Source organism: Pseudoalteromonas sp. 2CM41L, from assembly GCF_023161905.1.
GTDB classification, from domain to species: domain Bacteria; phylum Pseudomonadota; class Gammaproteobacteria; order Enterobacterales; family Alteromonadaceae; genus Pseudoalteromonas; species Pseudoalteromonas atlantica.
On the sequence record NZ_JALNTN010000003.1, the window covers coordinates 19,518 to 40,138 of the forward strand.

A 20,621-nucleotide genomic window follows, 5' to 3' on the forward strand; every position below is an offset into this window, starting at 1 on the left:
TTGAATGAGAAAGAACATTTAAAAAATAAATAATAAAAATAACACTTTAAAAACAGAGGGTTATAATTTAAGCCGTGTAAGTGAAAGCTGAGGGTGTTTGCAGTACTGTATAAAGTGTAGCAGCGTTATACAGTACTTAAGGGATGGCTATACAGTTATTTTAGTGTGTTTTACAGTGCTTAGCTGTTAGCTATACAGTAGTTAGTCATTTTTTGGGATTAAGTGGGCAAACTGAATTTGGTGGATTTGCTCATACAAACTGGCTGCATAGCACTGAGCGTCTTTAAGACGTTTGGTGTCGATATATTTTCTTAAATCATCTAAAGCAGCGGTTGCCGGTTCGTAGCCTTGGCTGCTGGCTAAACTCAGCCATGCTGCTGCGTGAAATACGCTTTTTGGTACGCCTTGGCCTTTGACAAAAAATAACCCTAAATAAAACTGGGCGCGATGATTTCCGGCCATTGCGGCAAGGCGCATCCACTTAGCTGCCAACGGTGCTTGGTTATGCTTTAAATAATACAGGGCTTTGTTAAGTGTTGTTTGCTCACTGACATCACTATTGTTTTCAGCGCTGTGGTTTGTAGGCTGTGTTACAAAATCTAAAATATTGTTTAATTGTTGCTCTAAGTCTTGTCCGCTAGGCTGAGTCTTATTCATATATTTTCTTTTTTATAGTTTCTACGTCAACAGTTTAGTATATCGCAAGGTAAAATGTCCTGTTTATACTTAATTTTATGGTAAAATCTCGTCACTTTTTACTATCACAAGTCTATTATGCTCGAAGCTCTATTTAAACTCCGCGAAAATAACTCCAATGTGCGACGCGAAAGCATTGCTGGAATCACTACTTTCATTACTATGGTTTACATTGTATTTGTAAACCCTGCAATGCTTGCGGAAGCAGGCATGGATCAAGGTGCTGCATTTGTTGCTACCTGTATTGCGGCTGCTATTGGCTGTTTTATTATGGGATTGTGGGCTAATTACCCTTTAGCACTTGCGCCGGGCATGGGCTTAAACGCATTTTTTACTTACGGTGTTGTACTGGGCATGGGTTATAGCTGGCAAGCTGCATTAGGTGCGGTATTTATGTCTGGTTGTATATTTTTAATATTAAGTTTGTTTAAGGTCAGAGAGTGGATAATTAATGCTATTCCTTTGGTTTTAAAGCAGGCTATTGCCACTGGTATTGGTGCGTTTTTAGCGTTAATTGCGCTTAAAAATGCAGGCATTATTGTTTCAAGCCCAGCTACATTAGTACAGCTTGGTGATATTACATCGGCAGGTCCTTTATTAGCTATTTTAAGCTTTTTTGTCATTGCTGCTTTGCTTTATCGTGATATAAAAAGCGGCGTACTTATTAGCATTTTGCTAGTAACGGGCATTGCGTTAAGCCTCGACTTAGTTGAGTACCACGGCGTAATGTCAATGCCACCATCTATTTTACCTACCTTCATGCAACTTGATTTTGCAGCGGCCTTTGAGCTTTCTATGCTGAGTGTAATTTTTGCGTTTTTGTTTGTTGATTTATTTGATACATCAGGCACGTTAGTTGCGGTAACTCAAAAAGCAGGCTTAGCCGATGAAAAAGGCAATATGCCACGTTTAGGGCGTGCTTTAAGTGCCGATAGTACAGCTACTATTGCGGGTGCAATGTTAGGTACTTCTACCACTACTTCTTATATTGAGTCTGTGGCCGGTGTATCGGTTGGAGGGCGTACTGGCTTAACAGCTGTTGTTGTGGGTATATGCTTTTTACTAATGATGTTTTTTGCGCCGCTTGCGCAAATGGTGCCGGCTTATGCAACAGCGGGTGCTATTTTATACGTTGCGGTATTAATGCTGCAAAACCTTAAGTTTGTAAACTGGGATGACATGAGCGATGCAATTCCGGTAAGTGTAGTACTACTTATGACGCCGCTTACATTCTCTATTGCGCATGGTATTGCTCTTGGTTTTATATCGTATACTGCGGTTAAAGTACTGTGTGGTAAACGCGACCAGGTTAGTATTAGCGTGTGGATTTTAACAGCGTTATTTATTATCAAGTTTGCATTTTTATCATAATAGCTAATACCCATTCTTTTAGCTAAGAGGCTTAGTTTGAGGGTGGGTAAACATTTATTATTTAGTGGCTATCGCTCATTGCCACTGCATTGTTATACCTTGCGTATCTATGTTGTGGTAAATGAGCGTTTATAACGTAGTTATCGCTAGGTAGTGCCTCAAAATACGTTAGTATTTACCCATTGGTAAAAGCTTAACAGATACAAAAAAGCCCATACATTATGTATGGGCTTTCTTTTGGGTATTTAAAATTACCATTTCTTTTTAGGTGCAAATAATACGTCTAAGTCATCTTGCTCTGCTTCTGCTTTTTTCTTCAGGGCAGTGGCGTTTGATGCTTTTAGTTCTGTGCTTATTTCTTCTAAATAGGCTTCAACTTCTTGGCGTTTTGCGTTTACGTATTCATCAGAATAGGTAACGGCACTAAGTGTGGCATAGGCTTTTTCAAAATATTGCCTAGCAGAGCCCACCATGCTCGCTGAACGAGCAGATAAACCGCGTTTAATTTGACTTTCTATATTAATTCTAAGTTGTAACTTTTCAAGGCGTTTATCTTCTGCTGCAAATACTTGGCTATCTACACGGCCTTTACTGTGCTCAGAGCGCATAATAACTCTAAGCTTTTTTATGCCCTGAATTAACGAGACTAACTGCTTATCGTTACTTGGTAACGATAAATTGTCGCTGCTATTACCTTGAACTGCAACACTTAGCTTTTCTTTAGCTTCGTTCATTCTGCTTTTTAATGCTTTAGAATTAGGTGAATGGTTCACCATAGCGTTTAGTGCTTCGTAACATCTACGTTGTAAAACGCGTATAATGTTTTCAGAAAGCGGAATATTAGCGCTATTCATAAGTGCTTCTTCGGTTTCTTCAATTATCGCTTTTTGTTTTGTTAATTCTTTGCGACGTTCAACTTCTTGCTTTTCTTTATGCTGCTGTACAGCGCTTACCCATAGTGCAATCACTATCAGTGCCACTATAAGCACAATTATAATCGAAACGATCATGGCTTAATTCTCGGATTCATAATCTATTTTTTTATATTACATCAAATATATGCTTTGAGGGTAGCTTTGCGCTGATTAACTTAAAAATATGTTAAAAATTAGATATAAGAATAATGTATTATAAGTTGAACCTGAATAAACATCGCTATCTGCAGCGGGTTTATTATGCTAGCCTTAATGCTTAAATAATGAAAATATACGTGCTTACTTTGCCAAGTTTTAGCTAAATTAAACTTGGTTTTGCTTAGTATTACCATCATATAAGCTTAATAATAACGTTAAAAACTGCAACCATGAAATTACAACAACTTAGATACATCGTAGAAGTTCAAAACCATAAGCTAAACGTATCAGCAACTGCTGAGAGTTTATTTACCTCACAGCCTGGTATATCTAAACAAGTGCGCATGCTTGAAGATGAGCTAGGTGTACAAATTTTTGGCCGCAGTGGTAAGCATTTAACGCATGTTACAGGTGCCGGCGAAGAAATAATTAACATTTCTCGCGAAATTTTATCTAAAGTCGAAGGTATAAAAGCGGTTGCTAATGAGCACACGCTGCCTGATCAGGGTAAACTAAATATAGCCACTACACACACGCAAGCTCGTTATGCTTTGCCTAGTGTTATTCAGGGCTTTATGAAAAAATACCCAGCTGTTTCGCTGCATATGCATCAAGGTACACCACAACAGATTTCTGATGCGGCAGCGCGCGGTGACGCAGACTTTGCCATTGCAACTGAAGCACTTCATTTATACTCAGATTTAGTTATGCTGCCTTGCTATCATTGGAACCGCAGCATTGTGGTGGCAAAAGATCATCCTCTAGCACAAAAGGCCGACAATTTAACCGTTGCCGATATAGCTCAGTATCCGCTTATTACGTATGTATTTGGGTTTACTGGTCGCTCTGAGCTTGATAAAGCATTTAATGCGCACGGCCTTGAGCCGCACATTGTGTTTACTGCAACCGATGCCGATGTAATTAAAACTTATGTAAGGTTAGGGCTAGGTGTAGGTGTAGTTGCTTCAATGGCCGTTGATCAATTAAGTGACACAGATTTAGTGTGTATTGATGCCAGCCATCTATTTGAAGCTAGCACAACTAAAATTGGCTTTAGAAAGGGCAGTTTTTTACGTACTTATATGTATGACTTTATTGAGCGTTTTGCCCCGCATTTAACTAAAGAGCGAGTAGAGCGAGCAAGCTTATTACGTAATCAAGAAGATGTTGATGCGTTATTTGCCGACATAGAACTGCCAGTAAAATAGTAAGACTTTAAGTATATAAATACTAAAAAACCGCGTATTGCTAAAATACGCGGTTTTTTGTTTTTATACGCTTAACATTCAATAATGTTTACCGCTAATCCACCGCGTGCGGTTTCTTTATATTTGGTTTTCATGTCGTTACCGGTATCGAGCATGGTTTTAATCACTTTATCAAGCGACACCTTTTGCTCGCCACTGCCACGTATTGCTAGGCGAGAGGCATTAATTGCTTTAATGGCGCCCATGGCATTGCGCTCAATACACGGTACTTGTACCAATCCGCCTACAGGGTCGCAGGTTAGGCCTAAATTATGCTCCATGCCTATTTCGGCGGCGTTTTCAACATGTACTACATTACCACCAACAATTTCAGTAAGTGCGCCAGCGGCCATTGAACAGGCAACACCTACTTCACCTTGGCAGCCTACTTCTGCGCCCGAAATAGAGGCATTTTTTTTGTATAAAATACCAATCGCCGCTGCGGTTAATAAATAGCGTGTGGCTATGTCGCGGTCTACTTCTTTAATAAATGTGTGGTAGTACATTAAAACGGCCGGCAATATACCCGCAGCACCATTTGTTGGCGCCGTGACTACGCGCCCACCGGCGGCATTTTCTTCATTTACAGCTAAGGCAAATAAATCCACCCAATCCATTGCTCTGAGTGGGTCATTACTCACTTCTACATTTAGCTTTAAATACAAACTAGGTGCACGGCGTTTAACTTTTAAACCACCTGGTAAAATTCCCTCGGTGCGCATGCCACGTTCAATACAGGCTTTCATTACTTGCCAAATATTAAACAACTCGTCTTTAATATCGTCTTCTTTGCGCAGCGTTTTTTCGTTATGCATCATTAAAGTAGATACACTAAAGCCGGATTCTTTACACAGCTCTAGTAAATCTTTTGCACTTTCGAACGGGTAAGGAGCCGGGTTTTGCTCGCGTATATCAAGGGCTGCTTGTTTTTCGTTTTCAAATTCTTCATCGGTAACAATAAAGCCGCCGCCAATAGAGTAGTACACTTTGCTATATACTTTTTCGCCATTATTTGAGGCAATAATTTCCATGGCATTAGAGTGCTTAGGTAAGGTTTTACGGCGATGAAAAACAATAGCCCCTTGCTTAGGAAAATTCGCTTTATGGGTTTGGTTGAGGTATATCACTTGCTCTTTTTCAATGGTGGCAAGGATATCGTCAACTAAATCGGCATCTATTGTTTCTGGGTCGTAGCCGGCAAGCCCTAATATAACGGCTTTACCAGAGCCATGGCCTACGCCGGTTTGACCCAGTGAGCCATAAAGCTCTACCTTTATATCGGTAACAGAGGTTAAAAGTTGTTGCTCTTGTAGGTCATTAACAAATAAGCGCGAGGCACGCATTGGGCCAACGGTATGTGACGACGATGGGCCAATACCAATGCTAAACATATCAAATGCACTGATCATACTATGGGTCTCTACTTTATTTACTCAGCCCGAAAGCTGTTCTTTGAACGGTCGAGTATCATAACGTTAATTCTATATTATGTAACTATTTGGCCGTAAGTTTTACACTGGTAGGGCAAGCTGTTTTGTAAAGTTTTTTATAATGCTAGCCGTTGCTCCCCACAGTAATCCGTGCGGTGTACTAAACCCTTGCAAGGTGATGGTTTTGCCAAAACGTTGAAAAGGAATAGGCTGCCAATTGGCCTCGTTTGAAAGCTGGGTAAGCGACAGTAAAAAGCTAGCTTGCACTTCATTATAATCGTTCTCCCATACTGTGTGTTCATCAAGTAAACCCACAAATGGGCTAATGCTAAAGCCTGTTAGGGTAGAGTATTGTGGCAGCTGCCCGAGCACTTTAACATTACTTGGCGCTATATTAAGCTCTTCGTGTAATTCTCGAAGCGCTGTGGTGCGCAGGTGTTTATCGCTTTGCTCAAACTTACCGCCGGGTAAACAAATTTCCCCAGGGTGATGATGTAAATAAGTAGGGCGTTTGCACAATAAAATATGCGCGTGGTTATCAACATCAATAATAGGCAGCATAACCGCACTGGCACGCTTTTTACGGGTATCTTTTATTTGATTTGGCGCAGCAGTAGGGCTTAGCTGAAACCGCGCCATAATATGTTCACTATTCAAAGCGTTCTACTGTTTTAATAAAGGAAGTATTTTATTCACTTTATCGTATGTTTCTTGGTATTCCAATTCGACTTTAGAATCAGCGACAATACCACCGCCGGCCCAGCAATAAATGTGTTCGTTATGACAAACCAATGTACGGATTGTAATACTGGTGTCCATATTACCGCAGGCGCTTAAATAACCTATAGAGCCACAGTAAATACTACGCCTATGAGGCTCTAGCTCTTCAATTATCTCCATAGCTCTAATTTTAGGCGCGCCAGTGATTGACCCTCCGGGAAATGCTGCTTCAAGTTGATCAACACACGTTTTACTTTCATCTAGCTCTGCCGTTACGGTACTCACTAAGTGATGCACTGCCGGAAAGCTCTCAATAGCAAAAAGTGAGGGCACCTTTACAGAGCCAGGTTTTGCAACTTTACCTAAATCGTTACGCAGTAAATCAACAATCATTACATTTTCTGCGCGGTCTTTGGTTGAGTTTTCAAGGGCTCTCGCTTGTTGTTGATCTGCGATTGCGTCGGCCATGCGTGGCAAAGTGCCTTTGATGGGTTTTGTTTCAACTATATTGTCGTGAACTGCAATAAAGCGCTCTGGCGATATTGATAAAATGGCGCCACGTGGGTGGTTAATAAAGCTAGAAAATGGCGCTTTATTAGCCTCACGTAATACTTTGTAGGCTTGGAAAGGGTCGCCTTTAAAACCGGCACTAAAGCGCTGTGCTAGGTTGATTTGATAGCAATCACCACTTTTTAAATAATCTTGTATTTGCGAAAATTTGTCAGCGTATTCATGTTCACTCATATTTGAGTGCCAATCGCTGGTGAGCGAAAACTGTGCTGGTACTATATCGTTTGCTAAATACTGCTGGTAAAGCGCTAAACGGTTCACCTCAGGCTGAGAAACGTAAAACCAGCTTTGCTGGTGTTTATCAAATATCAGCGCATCTAAATAAAGGCCAATGGCCATTTGTGGCAACGTTATATCGTGTTTTGCCGTGCGTGGCATGTGCTCAATAATACGCCCTAAATCGTAACCAAAATAACCAAGCCAGCCGCCGTTAAAAGGCAGGTTATTAGCGGCTTTTTGCGCGCTAAGTTTACTTAGCTCATCGTTCATTATTGTAAAGGGGCTACGCGAGTCAAGCTGCTGATTAAATACGCTATGATTATTGTTTACTTCTAAAATAGCGTGAGGCTCTATCGCAATAATATCAAAGCGACTATTTATGTGCTCGCTATTGGCTGAGTCTAGTAATACGGCATAGGGTAAATGCGCAAAATGCGCGAAAACATCAATGCAGTTTTGTGTTATGGCTAATTTTACACAATTTTTTTCATTGTTTAGCATTTACTGCCCCTTTAAGAACTGGCTCGAAACGGGCTGGGAGGGTATCATAAGTCAAATTTTTTTGGCAGCGTTTAGTATCAAATCTACGTTGTAATTAAAACAGTGCAAACCACCGTCACCGGTTTGGTATAGATTACGCTTAAGCGTAACGCTAACTTAAGGAACCACTATGAGTACAATCCGTCAGCAAGACTTTATTGATAGCATTGAAGATGCGTTGCAATATATCTCTTTTTATCATCCCCTTGATTTTGTTCAAGCGTTAGAAAAAGCCTACAACAAAGAACAAAGCAAGGCTGCAAAAGATGCAATCGCGCAAATTTTAATTAACTCGCGTATGTCGGCTGAAGGCAAGCGTCCATTGTGTCAAGACACGGGTATTATTACCTGTTTTGTAAAAGTAGGGATGGATGTTAAGTGGGATAAAACAGATTTAACCGTACAACAAATGGTTGATGAAGGCACACGTCGCGCATATTTAAATCCAGATAACCCACTACGCGCTTCTATTGTAGCTGACCCTGCTGGCACACGTAAAAACACTAAAGATAATACCCCTTCAGTTGTACACATTGATTTAGTGGCGGGTGGCGAAGTAGAAGTAATGGTTGCAGCGAAAGGCGGCGGCTCAGAGAACAAAAGTAAAATGGTTATGCTAAACCCATCTGACGATGTGGCTGCATGGGTAGAAAAAACGCTACCAACAATGGGCGCTGGTTGGTGCCCGCCAGGCATGCTAGGTATAGGCATTGGTGGAACCGCCGAAAAAGCAGCTGTAATGGCAAAAGAGTCGTTAATGGACCCGGTTGATATTCATGAGCTTATGGAGCGCGGTGCAGAAACAACGGAAGAAAAACTGCGTTTAGAAATTTTTGAACGTGCTAACAAGCTAGGTATTGGCGCGCAAGGTTTAGGTGGTTTAACAACGGTTGTTGATATTAAAGTAAAAACAGCGCCTACGCATGCGGCATCAAAACCTGTTGTGATGATCCCTAACTGTGCAGCTACGCGCCACGTACACTTTACACTAGACGGCTCAGGCCCTGCAGATTTAAAAGCACCTAAGCTAGAAGACTGGCCAGAAGTGACGTTTGAAGTAGGTGAAGGAACTCGCCGTGTTAATTTAGATACGTTAACTAAAGAAGACACCCGCGAGTGGAAAATGGGAGAAACTGTTTTACTCTCAGGCACTATTTTAACAGGCCGTGACGCTGCCCATAAACGCTTACAAGATATGATCAATTCAGGTGAAGGTTTACCTGAGGGCGTTGATTTTGATAATAAGTTTATTTATTACGTTGGCCCAGTTGATGCTGTAGGTGATGAAGCTGTAGGCCCTGCAGGCCCTACAACTGCAACACGTATGGATAAATTTACCGATATGATGCTAGAAAAAACCGGCATTGTAGGCATGATAGGTAAAGCTGAGCGTGGTCCTGCTACAGTTGAGTCGATTAAAGAGCATAAATCGGTTTATTTAATGGCTGTAGGTGGTGCGGCATACTTAGTATCTAAAGCAATTAAAAAAGCACGCGTGGTTGCCTTTGAAGATTTAGGTATGGAAGCAATCTACGAATTTGAAGTAGAAGATATGCCAGTTACGGTTGCCGTAGACAGCGAAGGTGCTAACGCACACACGCAAGGCCCTGCAATTTGGAAAGCTAAAATTGAAGAGCTAGACGGCAAGCTTAAATAAAGGTTTACGTAATCTAATTACAAAGCGAGCTTAGGCTCGCTTTTTTTGTATTTGTTTTATGAAATATTAAAAAAGCGCAAATTGCCCCTTCAAATAAACACCTCAGACCAGTTGTGGTAAATCTGCTTTTTTCTTCATAAACCTATACACTGTGCGACTTTGCTGGGAGGGCAGCTGTGTAATACAAGGTTTACACTTGGTATTACCTTTACGTTCACGTAAATGTGAGGGCGCTTTTTAACGGTGTTGTTAGCTTTAAATTTAATTTATGTGCCTTTTGTTGAATTTTCTATCCATACTTTATTGTTATTTAGATTTATTAATTCACAAGGCTTGCTTTTTACGGGTTTAACTTCTCATTATGTGGCACCCTTAAAAATGAAGTGGTAAAGTTTCGTCAATTTCCAGCGCTCATCCCTCTCACGGGTAAACTATTTTGGAGTAATTACAGTGGCTGTGTTTAATCAAGCTGAATTTGATAACCACGAACAAGTGGTTTTTTGTTCTGACGAAGCGTCAGGTTTAAAAGCAATTATTGCCGTACATAATACTAACCTTGGCCCTGCTGTTGGTGGTTGTAGAATGTGGGACTATGCCAACGATGAAGATGCCGTTTACGATGTTTTACGTCTCTCAAAAGGGATGACCTATAAAAATGCGGTTGCTCGCCTACCGTTTGGTGGTGGTAAATCAGTTATTATTGGCAATGCAAAAGAGATTAAATCAGAGCAGTTATTTCGAGCTTTTGGTCGTCAATTAGAGCGATTGAATGGCCGTTACTATTCTGCCGAAGATGTAAACATTACATGTGATGACGTTGCATTAATGAATAAAGAAACAAATTATGTGCTGGGCTTGGAAGGGAAAAGCGGTAACCCGTCACCTTTTACAGCTTACGGTACGTTTTTAGGAATTAAAGCGGCATTACAGCACCAACGTGGGCATCAAGATTTTGCCGGCATTAAAGTGGCTGTACAAGGTTTAGGTGCAGTCGCCTATGGTTTATGTAAGCATTTAGCGCAAGCTGGTGCAAAATTATTTGTAACAGATATCAATCAAGATGCTGTAGAGCGCGTAGTAAATGACTTTGGCGCTACGGAGGTGGGTATTGATGAAATTTATGACCTTGATGTTGATGTATACGCACCTTGTGCATTAGGTGCCACCATTAATGATGAAACCATTGCACGTATTAAGGCAACCATTATTGCTGGGTGTGCTAATAATCAGCTAGCGCAGTCTCGTCACGGTGAAGTACTTCGTGAAAAAGGTATTTTGTATGCACCCGATTACGTTATTAACGCTGGTGGCATTATTAATGTGTATTACGAAACTGCACCACAAGGCTACAGTGAGGCGGCGTCTAATAAACATGTTGAAGGTATTTTTGATACCTTAACCGAAATATTCACCCGTAGTGAAAAAGAGCAAAAATCAACGCACTTGATTGCCGATGAGTTAGCGCAAGAGATAATTCAAAACGGCCTGTAAATTTAGCCGTTTATTTAAACTAAGGCGTACAGTGGTACGCCTTTTTTGTTTATACTCTGTGGCGTGGTAATTTTTGTGGCCAAGACCCTTAAGGCAATGCGGCCTAATCGTTAACGACAAGCTTATGGATATTATGACTGATACAAACGCCTTAATGGAGCCCATCGACCTTGATACATGGCCTCGCCAACAACACTTCGAATTATTTAAAAACTTTACCCAGCCATATTTTAATGTGTGCGTAACACTTAACGCCAAGCCTTTATTTGAATATTGTAAACAAAATAAACTGTCTTTTTTTCAAGCATATGTGCATGCCACATTAAAAGCTTGCCACGCTTATAACCCGATTATGCTAAGAATTATTAATGACCGTCCATGGCGGTTAAAGCAAGTAAGAGCCAGTGTGGTCGAGCTTGCTAGCGATGATTCGTTTATATTTAGTTACTTTAATTATTCGCCTTGCCTTGAAGAATTTGCTCAGCACGCCACTGCGATAAGCGCCAATGCTAAATCTCAACCGTTATTTTCTCAGGCGTTTAATGAAACCGAAGGGCAGGCCGATTTGATACATATATCGGTTTTACCTTGGCTGAACTTTAGTAGTTTTTCGCATGCATTTAGTGAAGGGAAAAGCTTAGGTATTCCTAAATTTGTGTTTGGTCAATACGATAAAACCACGGGCCTAATGCCGTTTTCGATTGATGTGCATCATTCGCTAATGGACGGTTTACACGTCGCAGCATTTATAAACGTATTACAAAACAATATTGACGACTTTTGTAAAGATTAATTGAATTTAGTTAATGCAATGTATTTATTTGCTATGGTAGTATTTTTAGTTAGATAGGCGATATAAGTTAATTTGTAACGATTAGCTGATACGTTTACGACATTAAGTTTTAGCGACTTATTTAAGGTGCTTTTTAGCACGTATTATTAGTTGTTTACGCTATTGTTTAGTTTTAATTAACGCGCTTTTAGCGCTTAAACAAACCCTAGTGTATTCACCCAATGCGTATAGGGATTTTAACGCTTTGTTGGAGCGCACAATTTTGGTGTGCTCAGTGCCAAGTAAATTCTTTCCTACTCCTTTTAAATAACGATAAAACGCTTACACACAAGTAAAAGAATAACTAAGGCAGTTGATGATGAGACAATTAAGCATTATATGTTCTTTTTTCGTCATGTTTTTATGTGAAGCCCAAGAGCAAACCCGTTTACCGTTAAGTGATTATTTTTCTGAAACATGGAATACCCGCTCTGGATTGCCACACAACAGTATTAATAGCGTTACGCAAACCCAAGATGGCTACTTATGGGTTGCTACATGGGAAGGTTTGGCACGTTTTAATGGCCAAGAGTTTACAATATTAACCCGTGCTCATATTAATAACTTACCCGACTCGGGTTTAAGGGCACTCACTCCCACAAATAGTGGTGGGTTATACATAGCGGGGTCGCGCGGAGGAATTAGCTTATATCAACATAGGCAGTGGGATACCAAGCGATCAGCATCAACCATGGTTAATCATTTAATTGAAAGTGCTGATCAAAGCCTATGGTTAGCCCTTGAAAACGACGGCGTGTTTTATCGTGAACATAACAGCGATACCGACCTTGCAATTATTAAAAATGTAAGTGCTTATCGGGTTATAGAAGATCACGATGGGGTTATTTGGGCAGCAACCAGTGCAGGCCTTTATAAAATACACAACAAAATACCGACCTTAATGACACCACACTTTGGTTTACCAAATGCACCTGTCTATAACTTATTAATTACCCGTGGTGGCTCGCTTATTGTGGGAAGCGAAAAAGGCGCGTGGATCAAAACCAAGGCGCAGTTTCAGCCGATACATGAAAAGCTTAGCAATGAATCTATTTCTAGCTTATTAGAGGATAACCATGGAGACTTATGGTTTGGCACAATTAATAAAGGGGTATTTAGGCTATCGCCCGATGGCGTAGAGCAGTTAGATGCCAATAACGGATTACCCGCCAACCGTATTTTATCTTTGTTACAAGATAGAGAAAACAGTATTTGGATTGGCACTAACGCCGGGTTGTTTCGCCTGCGTGAGTCGCCGTTTTCATCGTGGACCCAAAAAAGAGGTTTAGCGGGGGATTATACCCGCACAGTGCTTTCTCACTCCGATGGCAGTTTATGGGTGGGGGGAAGCTCTGGCTTAAATATAATAAAAAACAACCGCGCTACTTTGGTTTCAGGCTCTAAACAAAGCAGTCCTTATTCTGTGCTCAGTTTACACGAAGCACCCGACGGTAGTGTGTGGGCAGGTACGTATACCTCAGGTGTTTTAAAAATAGTTAATAATACTTTTACGCCGTTTATTAATCGTAGCACTGGCCTTGGGAGTAACGAAGTAAGGGCTTTATTATTTGATTCTAAAAACCGTTTGTGGATAGGCTCTGCCATGGGGCTGACGCGCATTAATGAAGATGGCAGCTTAAATCAATTTACAAATAAAAAAGACTTACCAAGTGGGTTTGTACTTGCACTTAGTGAAGATAACGCGGGCAATATTTGGGTAGGTACCGGCAATGGGGTGGTGGTATTTGATATTGTTAGTGAGCAATTTACAACGGTTGAATTCCCTCGTGAGTTTTCTGCGCAATATGCGTTTGGGTTTTATATTGATGATACCTATACTTGGATGGCCACAGATAGGGGCTTAGTGCGCTATGAGCTAACAAGCGGAAAAGTGGCCATGCTTGGCTTAGAGCAAGGTTTACCTATCGATAAACTATTTCAAGTGGTGCCGCACAATGGCTCATTTTGGCTCTCGAGCAACCGCGGAATTATTCAAATCGATAAAAATCATATACAGCAAATCCTCGATGCTCCCGCGAGCGCTAAAGCAGCCGTGCTTAACTATCAACTGTATGATGAAGGCGATGGGATGTTAAGTGCGCAGGCCAACGGAGGTTCAACCCCTTCGGCTGTAACGCATAACGATGGGAGTATTTGGTTTGCAACCGCAAAGGGGGTGAGTACCGTAAAACCAGCGCGCTTACAAGCATCAACGCAAATTGCGCTGCCGACCATTATTGAAAATATTTTTGTAGATGGTAAGCCTATTGCGCTTCCGCTTGAAGGAGAGTCGGTATTTTTGCCACCGGGGGTATCGCGTTTATCGTTTCATTATGCAGGGCTGAGCTTTATTATGCCGCAGCGATTAAATTTTCAAACCCAATTAAAGGGCTTTAACGATAAATGGGTTAATCGCCAACATATGACCGGTGCTGAGTACACTAACTTACCGCCAGGGGAGTATACCTTTATGGTACGAGCAAGTTACCCTAACGCACAGTGGCAAGATAATCAGCAAGCTGTAAATATTGTAATTCAGTCATTTTTTTGGCAAAAACCGCAATTTAAGTTTGCAGTATTTGTATTATTTTTAATGGTTATTTTTGCTATATACAAATACCGTTTATACCACTACAAAAAAATAGAAATAGAGCTGACTAATCGCGTAGAAAAGCAAACCCAAGACCTACAAACGCAAGCCAATGCGTTTGCATACCAAGCAACACACGACCAACTTACCGACATGCCTAACAGGCGTGCTTTTGATAGCTGGCTTGCCCATAATTTTGCCACTTACAAACAGCAAAACCGGCCGTTAGCCATAGCTATACTGGATATTGATCACTTTAAGCGTATTAACGATAACTGGTCGCATATTATTGGCGACAAGGTGATTTGTACTATTGCAGAGCTGCTTAAAAATGGCTGCCAAGAAAACCAGCATATAGCACGTTGGGGCGGTGAAGAGTTTACAATTGTTTTTGCAGATAAAACCGCCAGCGAAGCAAAAATCATATGCGAAGCACTGCGCGAGAGCATTGCACAGCATGACTTTTCGGCCATTGGTGAGGGATTAAGTGTAACAGCCAGTTTTGGCTTGTCTGACTCAACCAACGTCGGTGATTACGACCGTCTTTTATCGCGGGCAGATCAAGCTTTATACAAAGCTAAAAATAGCGGACGAAATTGCACAGAAATTATCTGATTGAAAATGAGTGCATGCGCACATATTAATAAGAGACTAACTTATTTTGGATGTCCCCATGATAAACGGGCTACTCATTTTTGCTTTGGCTATTTTTGTTGTAATTTATTGGCGCTGGCAGGCACTACAAAACTGGCTTTGGAATAAAAAATATAAAAACGCTGTTTTAAACTCTCAACAAAAAGAAATACTCCTTCGTTGCATGCCTATCTATAAAAAGATGACGGATAACGACAGAGCCAAGCTTGAGCGCCACATAATATGGTTTTTAAATGAAAAGCGCTTTTTAGGCCGAGACGGACTAAAGCTAACCCCCGCCATGAAGCTGATAGTTGCGGCCGATGCCTGTGTGTTAGTGCTTAATAAACCTTGGCCACTTTATAAAAACGTGAAAGAAATTTTACTCTACCCCAGTGCGTATTATGCGCCGCAATCTACACGAGATAGTGCTGGGCTGGTTAGTTACCACAACGCGGTACGCCTAGGTGAGTCGTGGCCTGGTGGCACGTTAGTGCTAAGTTGGCACGATGTACTTGAAGGCAACCGTTTACCAAGCGATGGCCATAATCTAGTGTTTCATGAATTTGCCCACCAGTTAGACCAAGAAACCGGAAAAACAACTGGCACTCCATTATTAAAAAACCCCAATGCTTATAAAGAATGGGCTCGAGTGTTTAGCCGTGCCTTTGTGCAGTTAAAAAGTCATGTTGCTTATAACATGCCTCACGTTATTCATAGTTATGGGGCCACCAACGAGGCTGAGTTTTTTGCAGTACTCACAGAGACCTTTTTAGAAAAGCCAGCGCAGCTTAGGCAATACGACCCTGAAATTTATAGAATGCTGGTGGATTACTACCAATTTGACCCCATAGTTTGGCATTAATTTTTGGTACTTGGTCTGATAACGCTGGCAAGTTAGCGCTGTTTTTGTTGCAATCGTGTTAGAGAGTTTAACTGCAATAATAACAAGCGAGAAATGCATGAAAAAAATGCTTCACACTGCACTGGCTTTATCAGTCGCCCTTGCAATAGGTCAGCCGCACGCAAACGAAGAGCAAGAAAAGTGGCAGGTAGACTCACCAAAAGGCGAGTTTGTAGATGCCACCATTAGCACAGAGCAAGGCACATGGATGAACATTGATGTTAGTCCTGATGGCAACACGCTAGTGTTTGACTTACTTGGCGACATTTACACTATGCCTATAAGCGGAGGTGAAGCAACTAAACTCACCTCAGATATTGCTTGGCAAATGCAGCCTCGCTTTAGCCCCGATGGGAAACACATTGCGTTTACCTCAGATCAAGGCGGTGGTGATAATATTTGGGTTATGGATGTTGATGGTAGCAATCAACACGCTGTGACTGACGAAACCTTTAGACTTTTAAACAGCCCCGCATGGAGCCCTGATGGCGATTACCTTGTCGCACGCAAACACTTTACCGCTAGTCGCTCACTTGGGGCTGGAGAAGTGTGGCTTTATCACAAAGCGGGTGGTAAAGGTGTTCAGCTTACTAAACGTGAGAACGACCAAAAAGACTTAGGTGAGCCAATGTTCTCACCAGATGGGCGCTATGTTTATTTTTCTCATGACGCGACGCCAGGTAAAACCTTTCACTACTCTAAAGATTCTGTTGCCGGTATTTATAAAATTAAGCGCTACGATAGAGAAACAGGCGAAATAGAAACCATAATACAAGGCATGGGCGGTGCAATAAGACCCACACCTTCACCTGATGGTAAAAAGCTTGCCTATATAAGACGTGATGACTTTCAAACAAGCTTGTACTTATACGACCTAACCAGTGGCGAGCACACCAAGCTTTATGACAAGCTTGAACGCGATATGCAAGAAACCTGGGCTATTCATGGTGTGTATCCGACAATTGCGTGGACCCCAGATAACGAAGAACTGGTGTTTTGGGCTTCCGGTTCAATACATAAAATTGCTGTTGATGATAAAGCTGTTGCGCGTGTTCCCTTTAAAGTAAACACCAGTAAAAAAATACAAACCGCAGTACGCTTTACTCAAAATTTAGATACCGATGAGTTTGATGTAAAAATGTTGCGCAACGTGCAGGTTAGCCCCGATGGTGAAACTGCGATTTTTGAAGCATTAGGTTATATTTATAAACGCGATTTAGACTCTGGTAAAATTAAGCGCTTAACCAAACAAACTGATCATTATGAGCTGTTCCCGCAGTACTCCCGCGATGGTAAAAAGATTGTTTACACAACCTGGAGTGATACTAAGCAAGGCACTGTACGTGTTGTCTCTGCCCGCAGCGGGCGCGGCGAGGCGATAACCCGCGAGCCGGGTAAATACGTTGAGCCTACTTTTAGTCCTGACGGCAAAACAATCGTTTATCGTAAAGCCACCGGCGGAAGTATTTTAAATCCTAAGTGGTCACTCAACCCAGGTATTTATAAAGTAAGCGCAAAAGGGGGAGAGAGCGAGCTTATTTCTAAAAGTGGTTATCAACCTAAGTTTGGTAGCGCCAATGACCGTGTATTTATCATGAGCCCTTGGCCTAAGCCTACCTTAAGTGTTGTGGAGCTTGAAACTAAAAACGTTCGTAAACTTTACGAATCAGAGCATGCGACTGAATTTCGAGTCTCACCAGATGGTAAATACTTAGCGTTTGCTGAGCGCTTTAAAGTATTTGTTACCCCGCTGGTAGAAAGCGGCTCACCTATCACAATAAGCCCTAAAGATAACCAGTTTCCTATTGAGCTGTTATCTGTGCGTGCGGGTGAAAATATAAGTTGGAGTGCTCAAAGTAACACTCTCTACTGGAGCTTAGGGCCCGAGCTATACCATGCAAGCCTTGATGGTATGTTTGCTATTGATAAAGCCGATGATGCCGACTTTAAAGTAAAAAGCGGTGAGAATATTAGCTTTAGTAAAAAAATGGCTGCACCAAAGGGCATGATTGCGCTAAAGGGCGCCAACATTATTACCATGAAGGGTGAGCAAGTCATTGAAAATGGTGTCATCATCACAGACGGTAAACGCATAAAAGCGATTGGTAGTGCTGATGAGGTAACGATCCCCAAAGGGGCTGAAATTATCGATGTAGCAGGTAAAACAATTATGCCTGGGATTGTTGATGCGCATGCCCATGGCTCACAAGCCAGCGATGAAATTATTCCTCAGCAAAACTGGAAAAACTATGCTGGTTTAGCGTTAGGTGTCACAACAATTCATGATCCATCAAACGATACCTCTGAAATATTTACCGCCAGTGAAATGCAAAAAGCCGGCATGATTGTCGGGCCACGTATTTTTTCTACCGGCACCATTTTATATGGAGCAAATATGCCTGGTTACACCTCGCATATTGATTCGCTAGATGATGCTAAATTTCATTTAGAGCGTCTTAAAAAGGTTGGCGCGTTTAGTGTTAAATCGTATAACCAGCCACGCCGTGAGCAGCGCCAACAAGTTATTGAAGCAGGGCGTGAGCTAGAGATGATGGTTGTGCCAGAGGGCGGCTCATTGCTACAACATAACTTAAGTATGGTTGTGGATGGGCATACGGGCATTGAACACTCAATTCCGGTTGAGCATATTTACGATGATATAAAACAATTATGGTCGCAAAGTGATGTTGGTTATACCCCAACGCTTGTTGTCGCCTATGGCGGAATTTGGGGAGAAAACTACTGGTACGATAAAACAGACGTGTGGAATCACCCGCGTTTAAGTAAGTTTGTGCCTAAAAATCAGCTGTTGCCACGTGCTATGCGCCGAGTAAAAGCGCCCGATCATCACTATAACCACTTTAATAACGCCCGTGTTGCTAAAGAGCTGCAAGATTTAGGTGTACTGGTAAATTTAGGTGCTCACGGACAACGCGAGGGCTTAGGTGCACATTGGGAAATGTGGATGTTTACTCAAGGCGGTATGAGTTCACTTGAAGCAATTAGAGCCTCTACGCTTGACCCTGCTAAATACTTGGGGCTTGATAAAAATATAGGCTCGCTAGAAGTAGGTAAGCTTGCCGATTTAATTGTTATTGATGGCGATCCGCTGAAAAATATTCGCGATTCAGATAAAGTCGATTACACCATGATCAATGGGCGCTTATTTGATGCAAGCACAATGAACGAAGTGGGTAAAAAGCAGCGAAAACCACTTTATTTTGAAAAGCTATAATTGTAATACACGCTTAAAAAGCGGCTATTAGCCGCTTTTTTTTAGCTAAAAATAAATTATTTAATAAAGCGAATTGATAGAAGGTGATAAACAGGCACAAAAAAACCGCTTAACGCGGCTTTTTTATTAATCACGTGTTGTTTAAACAACACCGCGCGGTAAGCGACAGTCGTGATCTTTACTTGCAAGCTCAACAATCCAAAGCTCTTCAGCTGTGTAGCCGTCTTCGCTTTGTGTTACAACAGTAAACGGCGCTGTTTTTTGTGCTTTAACAGGCGCAGCAGCTTTAGTTTTAGTTTTTTTCGCAGGCGCTTTTTGCTCAGCTTGTGCAGGCGATTTGCCAGAGCTTAATTCTTTCGTTAGCTCTGCTACATCAGCTAGGCGTAAGTTTTTGCCACCATCGATGCTGTACCAGCCAGGTTTTGTAGTAATTTCAGGTTTTTTACCATTGGCAGCTTCATATGCAGCTTCAAAGGCAGATAAAACTTCTGTTTTGTCTAGTTTGCTCATCAGAGACCCTATACGTTGTGAACACAGATAAAGAAGCCGTATTTATACCTATTTTCCAACTGTTTTTCAATTTTTTGCGATTTTCCTTCCATTTTAGCCCCATAAACGCCAAAATTTGCACAAAATTCAGTGCTGAGTAAGGTAATAAGTATGCAACGTAGAGAATTTAACCAACTGTTAAACGACATTTTAAAGCCTCACACAATTAAAGATTTTTGTCCTAATGGGCTGCAAGTCGAAGGTAAAAATGAAATCAGAACGATTGTTACGGGGGTGACTGCAAGCCAAGCACTCATTGATGCAGCAATAGAAAAAAAAGCCGATGCTGTTTTGGTCCACCATGGTTATTTTTGGAAAGGTGAATCGCAACCTATTACAGGCATGAAAAAACGCCGTATAGGGGCTTTGTTAGCGCACGATATTAATTTATTTGCCTATCATTTACCGCTTGATATTCACCCTGTTATAGGTAACAACGCCCAGCTTGCTAATTTGCTCGATATTGAAATAGAGACAGGACTTGAACCCGTTACTAATAGCGTTGCTATGAAAGGACGGTTAAAAACTCCGCTTACAGGTAGCGAGTTTGCAAATAAAATAGCCAAAGTTTTAAACCGCGAACCTTTAAGTAGTGTGGTACGCGATGAAAAAATTAACACCATTGCCCTGTGTACAGGAGGCGGGCAAGGTTATATCGATTTAGCAGCAGAGCAGGGGATTGATGCATACCTAACGGGTGAAGCCTCAGAGCAAACTATTCACAGCTCGCGAGAGCAAAATATAGACTTTTTTGCAGCAGGGCATCATGCAACCGAGCGTTACGGAATTAAAGCCCTTGGTGAGCTACTTGCCAAAGAACATGGTTTTGATGTGAGCTTTATAGATATAGATAACCCAGTATAA

At 41.5% G+C, this 20,621-nt stretch carries 15 protein-coding genes; 9 read left to right on the top strand and 6 right to left on the bottom strand.

The window, feature by feature from the left end; genetic code table 11:
* Nucleotides 1-201: 201 nt before the first annotated feature.
* The gene (locus MTF64_RS05000) at nucleotides 202-657 is read right to left on the bottom strand and encodes a sel1 repeat family protein (protein WP_055254982.1); all 456 of its coding nucleotides are present in this window, start codon (nucleotides 655-657) and stop codon (nucleotides 202-204) included.
* Nucleotides 658-774: 117 nt separating this feature from the next.
* Between MTF64_RS05000 and MTF64_RS05005 the strand changes: the two genes are divergently transcribed.
* Nucleotides 775-2,067, top strand: coding sequence for an NCS2 family permease (locus MTF64_RS05005; RefSeq protein ID WP_004589400.1), 1,293 nt, complete (start codon nucleotides 775-777; stop codon nucleotides 2,065-2,067).
* 251 nt (nucleotides 2,068-2,318) lie between these two features.
* Here MTF64_RS05005 and MTF64_RS05010 read toward each other — a convergent pair whose 3' ends face one another.
* Nucleotides 2,319-3,077, bottom strand: a complete 759-nt coding sequence (locus tag MTF64_RS05010) for a hypothetical protein (RefSeq protein ID WP_248450803.1) — start codon at nucleotides 3,075-3,077, stop codon at nucleotides 2,319-2,321.
* Between the two features lie 293 nt (nucleotides 3,078-3,370).
* Here MTF64_RS05010 and cysB point away from each other — a divergent pair, with 293 nt between their 5' ends.
* Nucleotides 3,371-4,348: an HTH-type transcriptional regulator CysB gene (cysB, locus tag MTF64_RS05015; protein ID WP_024032357.1), complete on the top strand. Its 978-nt coding sequence runs from the start codon at nucleotides 3,371-3,373 to the stop codon at nucleotides 4,346-4,348.
* 71 nt (nucleotides 4,349-4,419) lie between these two features.
* On the opposite strand, the gene MTF64_RS05020 is transcribed toward cysB, so the two are convergent.
* The 3 genes from MTF64_RS05020 to pabB all read right to left on the bottom strand — a co-directional run bounded on the left by MTF64_RS05020 (nucleotide 4,420) and on the right by pabB (nucleotide 7,827).
* Nucleotides 4,420-5,796, bottom strand: a complete 1,377-nt coding sequence (locus tag MTF64_RS05020; RefSeq protein WP_004589403.1) for an L-serine ammonia-lyase — start codon at nucleotides 5,794-5,796, stop codon at nucleotides 4,420-4,422.
* A 102-nt stretch (nucleotides 5,797-5,898) separates the two neighbouring features.
* Complete coding sequence (locus MTF64_RS05025) at nucleotides 5,899-6,474, bottom strand: CoA pyrophosphatase (protein ID WP_039972509.1); 576 nt, start codon at nucleotides 6,472-6,474, stop codon at nucleotides 5,899-5,901.
* Between the two features lie 6 nt (nucleotides 6,475-6,480).
* Nucleotides 6,481-7,827, bottom strand: a complete 1,347-nt coding sequence (gene pabB / locus MTF64_RS05030; RefSeq protein WP_248450804.1) for an aminodeoxychorismate synthase component I — start codon at nucleotides 7,825-7,827, stop codon at nucleotides 6,481-6,483.
* Nucleotides 7,828-7,996: 169 nt separating this feature from the next.
* Here pabB and MTF64_RS05035 point away from each other — a divergent pair, with 169 nt between their 5' ends.
* From MTF64_RS05035 to MTF64_RS05060, 6 genes are all read left to right on the top strand, one after another.
* Nucleotides 7,997-9,523, top strand: coding sequence for a fumarate hydratase (locus MTF64_RS05035; protein WP_004589406.1), 1,527 nt, complete (start codon nucleotides 7,997-7,999; stop codon nucleotides 9,521-9,523).
* Nucleotides 9,524-9,973: 450 nt separating this feature from the next.
* Nucleotides 9,974-11,014, top strand: a complete 1,041-nt coding sequence (locus MTF64_RS05040; RefSeq protein ID WP_248450805.1) for a Glu/Leu/Phe/Val dehydrogenase — start codon at nucleotides 9,974-9,976, stop codon at nucleotides 11,012-11,014.
* A 154-nt stretch (nucleotides 11,015-11,168) separates the two neighbouring features.
* Entirely contained in the window at nucleotides 11,169-11,807 is a 639-nt protein-coding gene (locus MTF64_RS05045) for a chloramphenicol acetyltransferase (protein ID WP_248450975.1), read from the top strand.
* A gap of 355 nt (nucleotides 11,808-12,162) precedes the next feature.
* Nucleotides 12,163-15,051, top strand: a complete 2,889-nt coding sequence (locus tag MTF64_RS05050; protein WP_348984473.1) for a two-component regulator propeller domain-containing protein — start codon at nucleotides 12,163-12,165, stop codon at nucleotides 15,049-15,051.
* A gap of 58 nt (nucleotides 15,052-15,109) precedes the next feature.
* Nucleotides 15,110-15,934 carry a M90 family metallopeptidase gene (locus MTF64_RS05055; RefSeq protein ID WP_248450806.1) on the top strand — a complete coding sequence of 275 codons (825 nt, stop codon included), beginning with the start codon at nucleotides 15,110-15,112 and terminating at the stop codon, nucleotides 15,932-15,934.
* A gap of 97 nt (nucleotides 15,935-16,031) precedes the next feature.
* Nucleotides 16,032-19,208: an amidohydrolase family protein gene (locus MTF64_RS05060; protein WP_248450807.1), complete on the top strand. Its 3,177-nt coding sequence runs from the start codon at nucleotides 16,032-16,034 to the stop codon at nucleotides 19,206-19,208.
* A 141-nt stretch (nucleotides 19,209-19,349) separates the two neighbouring features.
* On the opposite strand, the gene MTF64_RS05065 is transcribed toward MTF64_RS05060, so the two are convergent.
* Complete coding sequence (locus MTF64_RS05065) at nucleotides 19,350-19,718, bottom strand: hypothetical protein (protein ID WP_004588144.1); 369 nt, start codon at nucleotides 19,716-19,718, stop codon at nucleotides 19,350-19,352.
* A 150-nt stretch (nucleotides 19,719-19,868) separates the two neighbouring features.
* Here MTF64_RS05065 and MTF64_RS05070 point away from each other — a divergent pair, with 150 nt between their 5' ends.
* Nucleotides 19,869-20,621 (top strand): Nif3-like dinuclear metal center hexameric protein, encoded by a 753-nt coding sequence (locus MTF64_RS05070; protein ID WP_055254995.1) that lies wholly within the window; start codon nucleotides 19,869-19,871, stop codon nucleotides 20,619-20,621.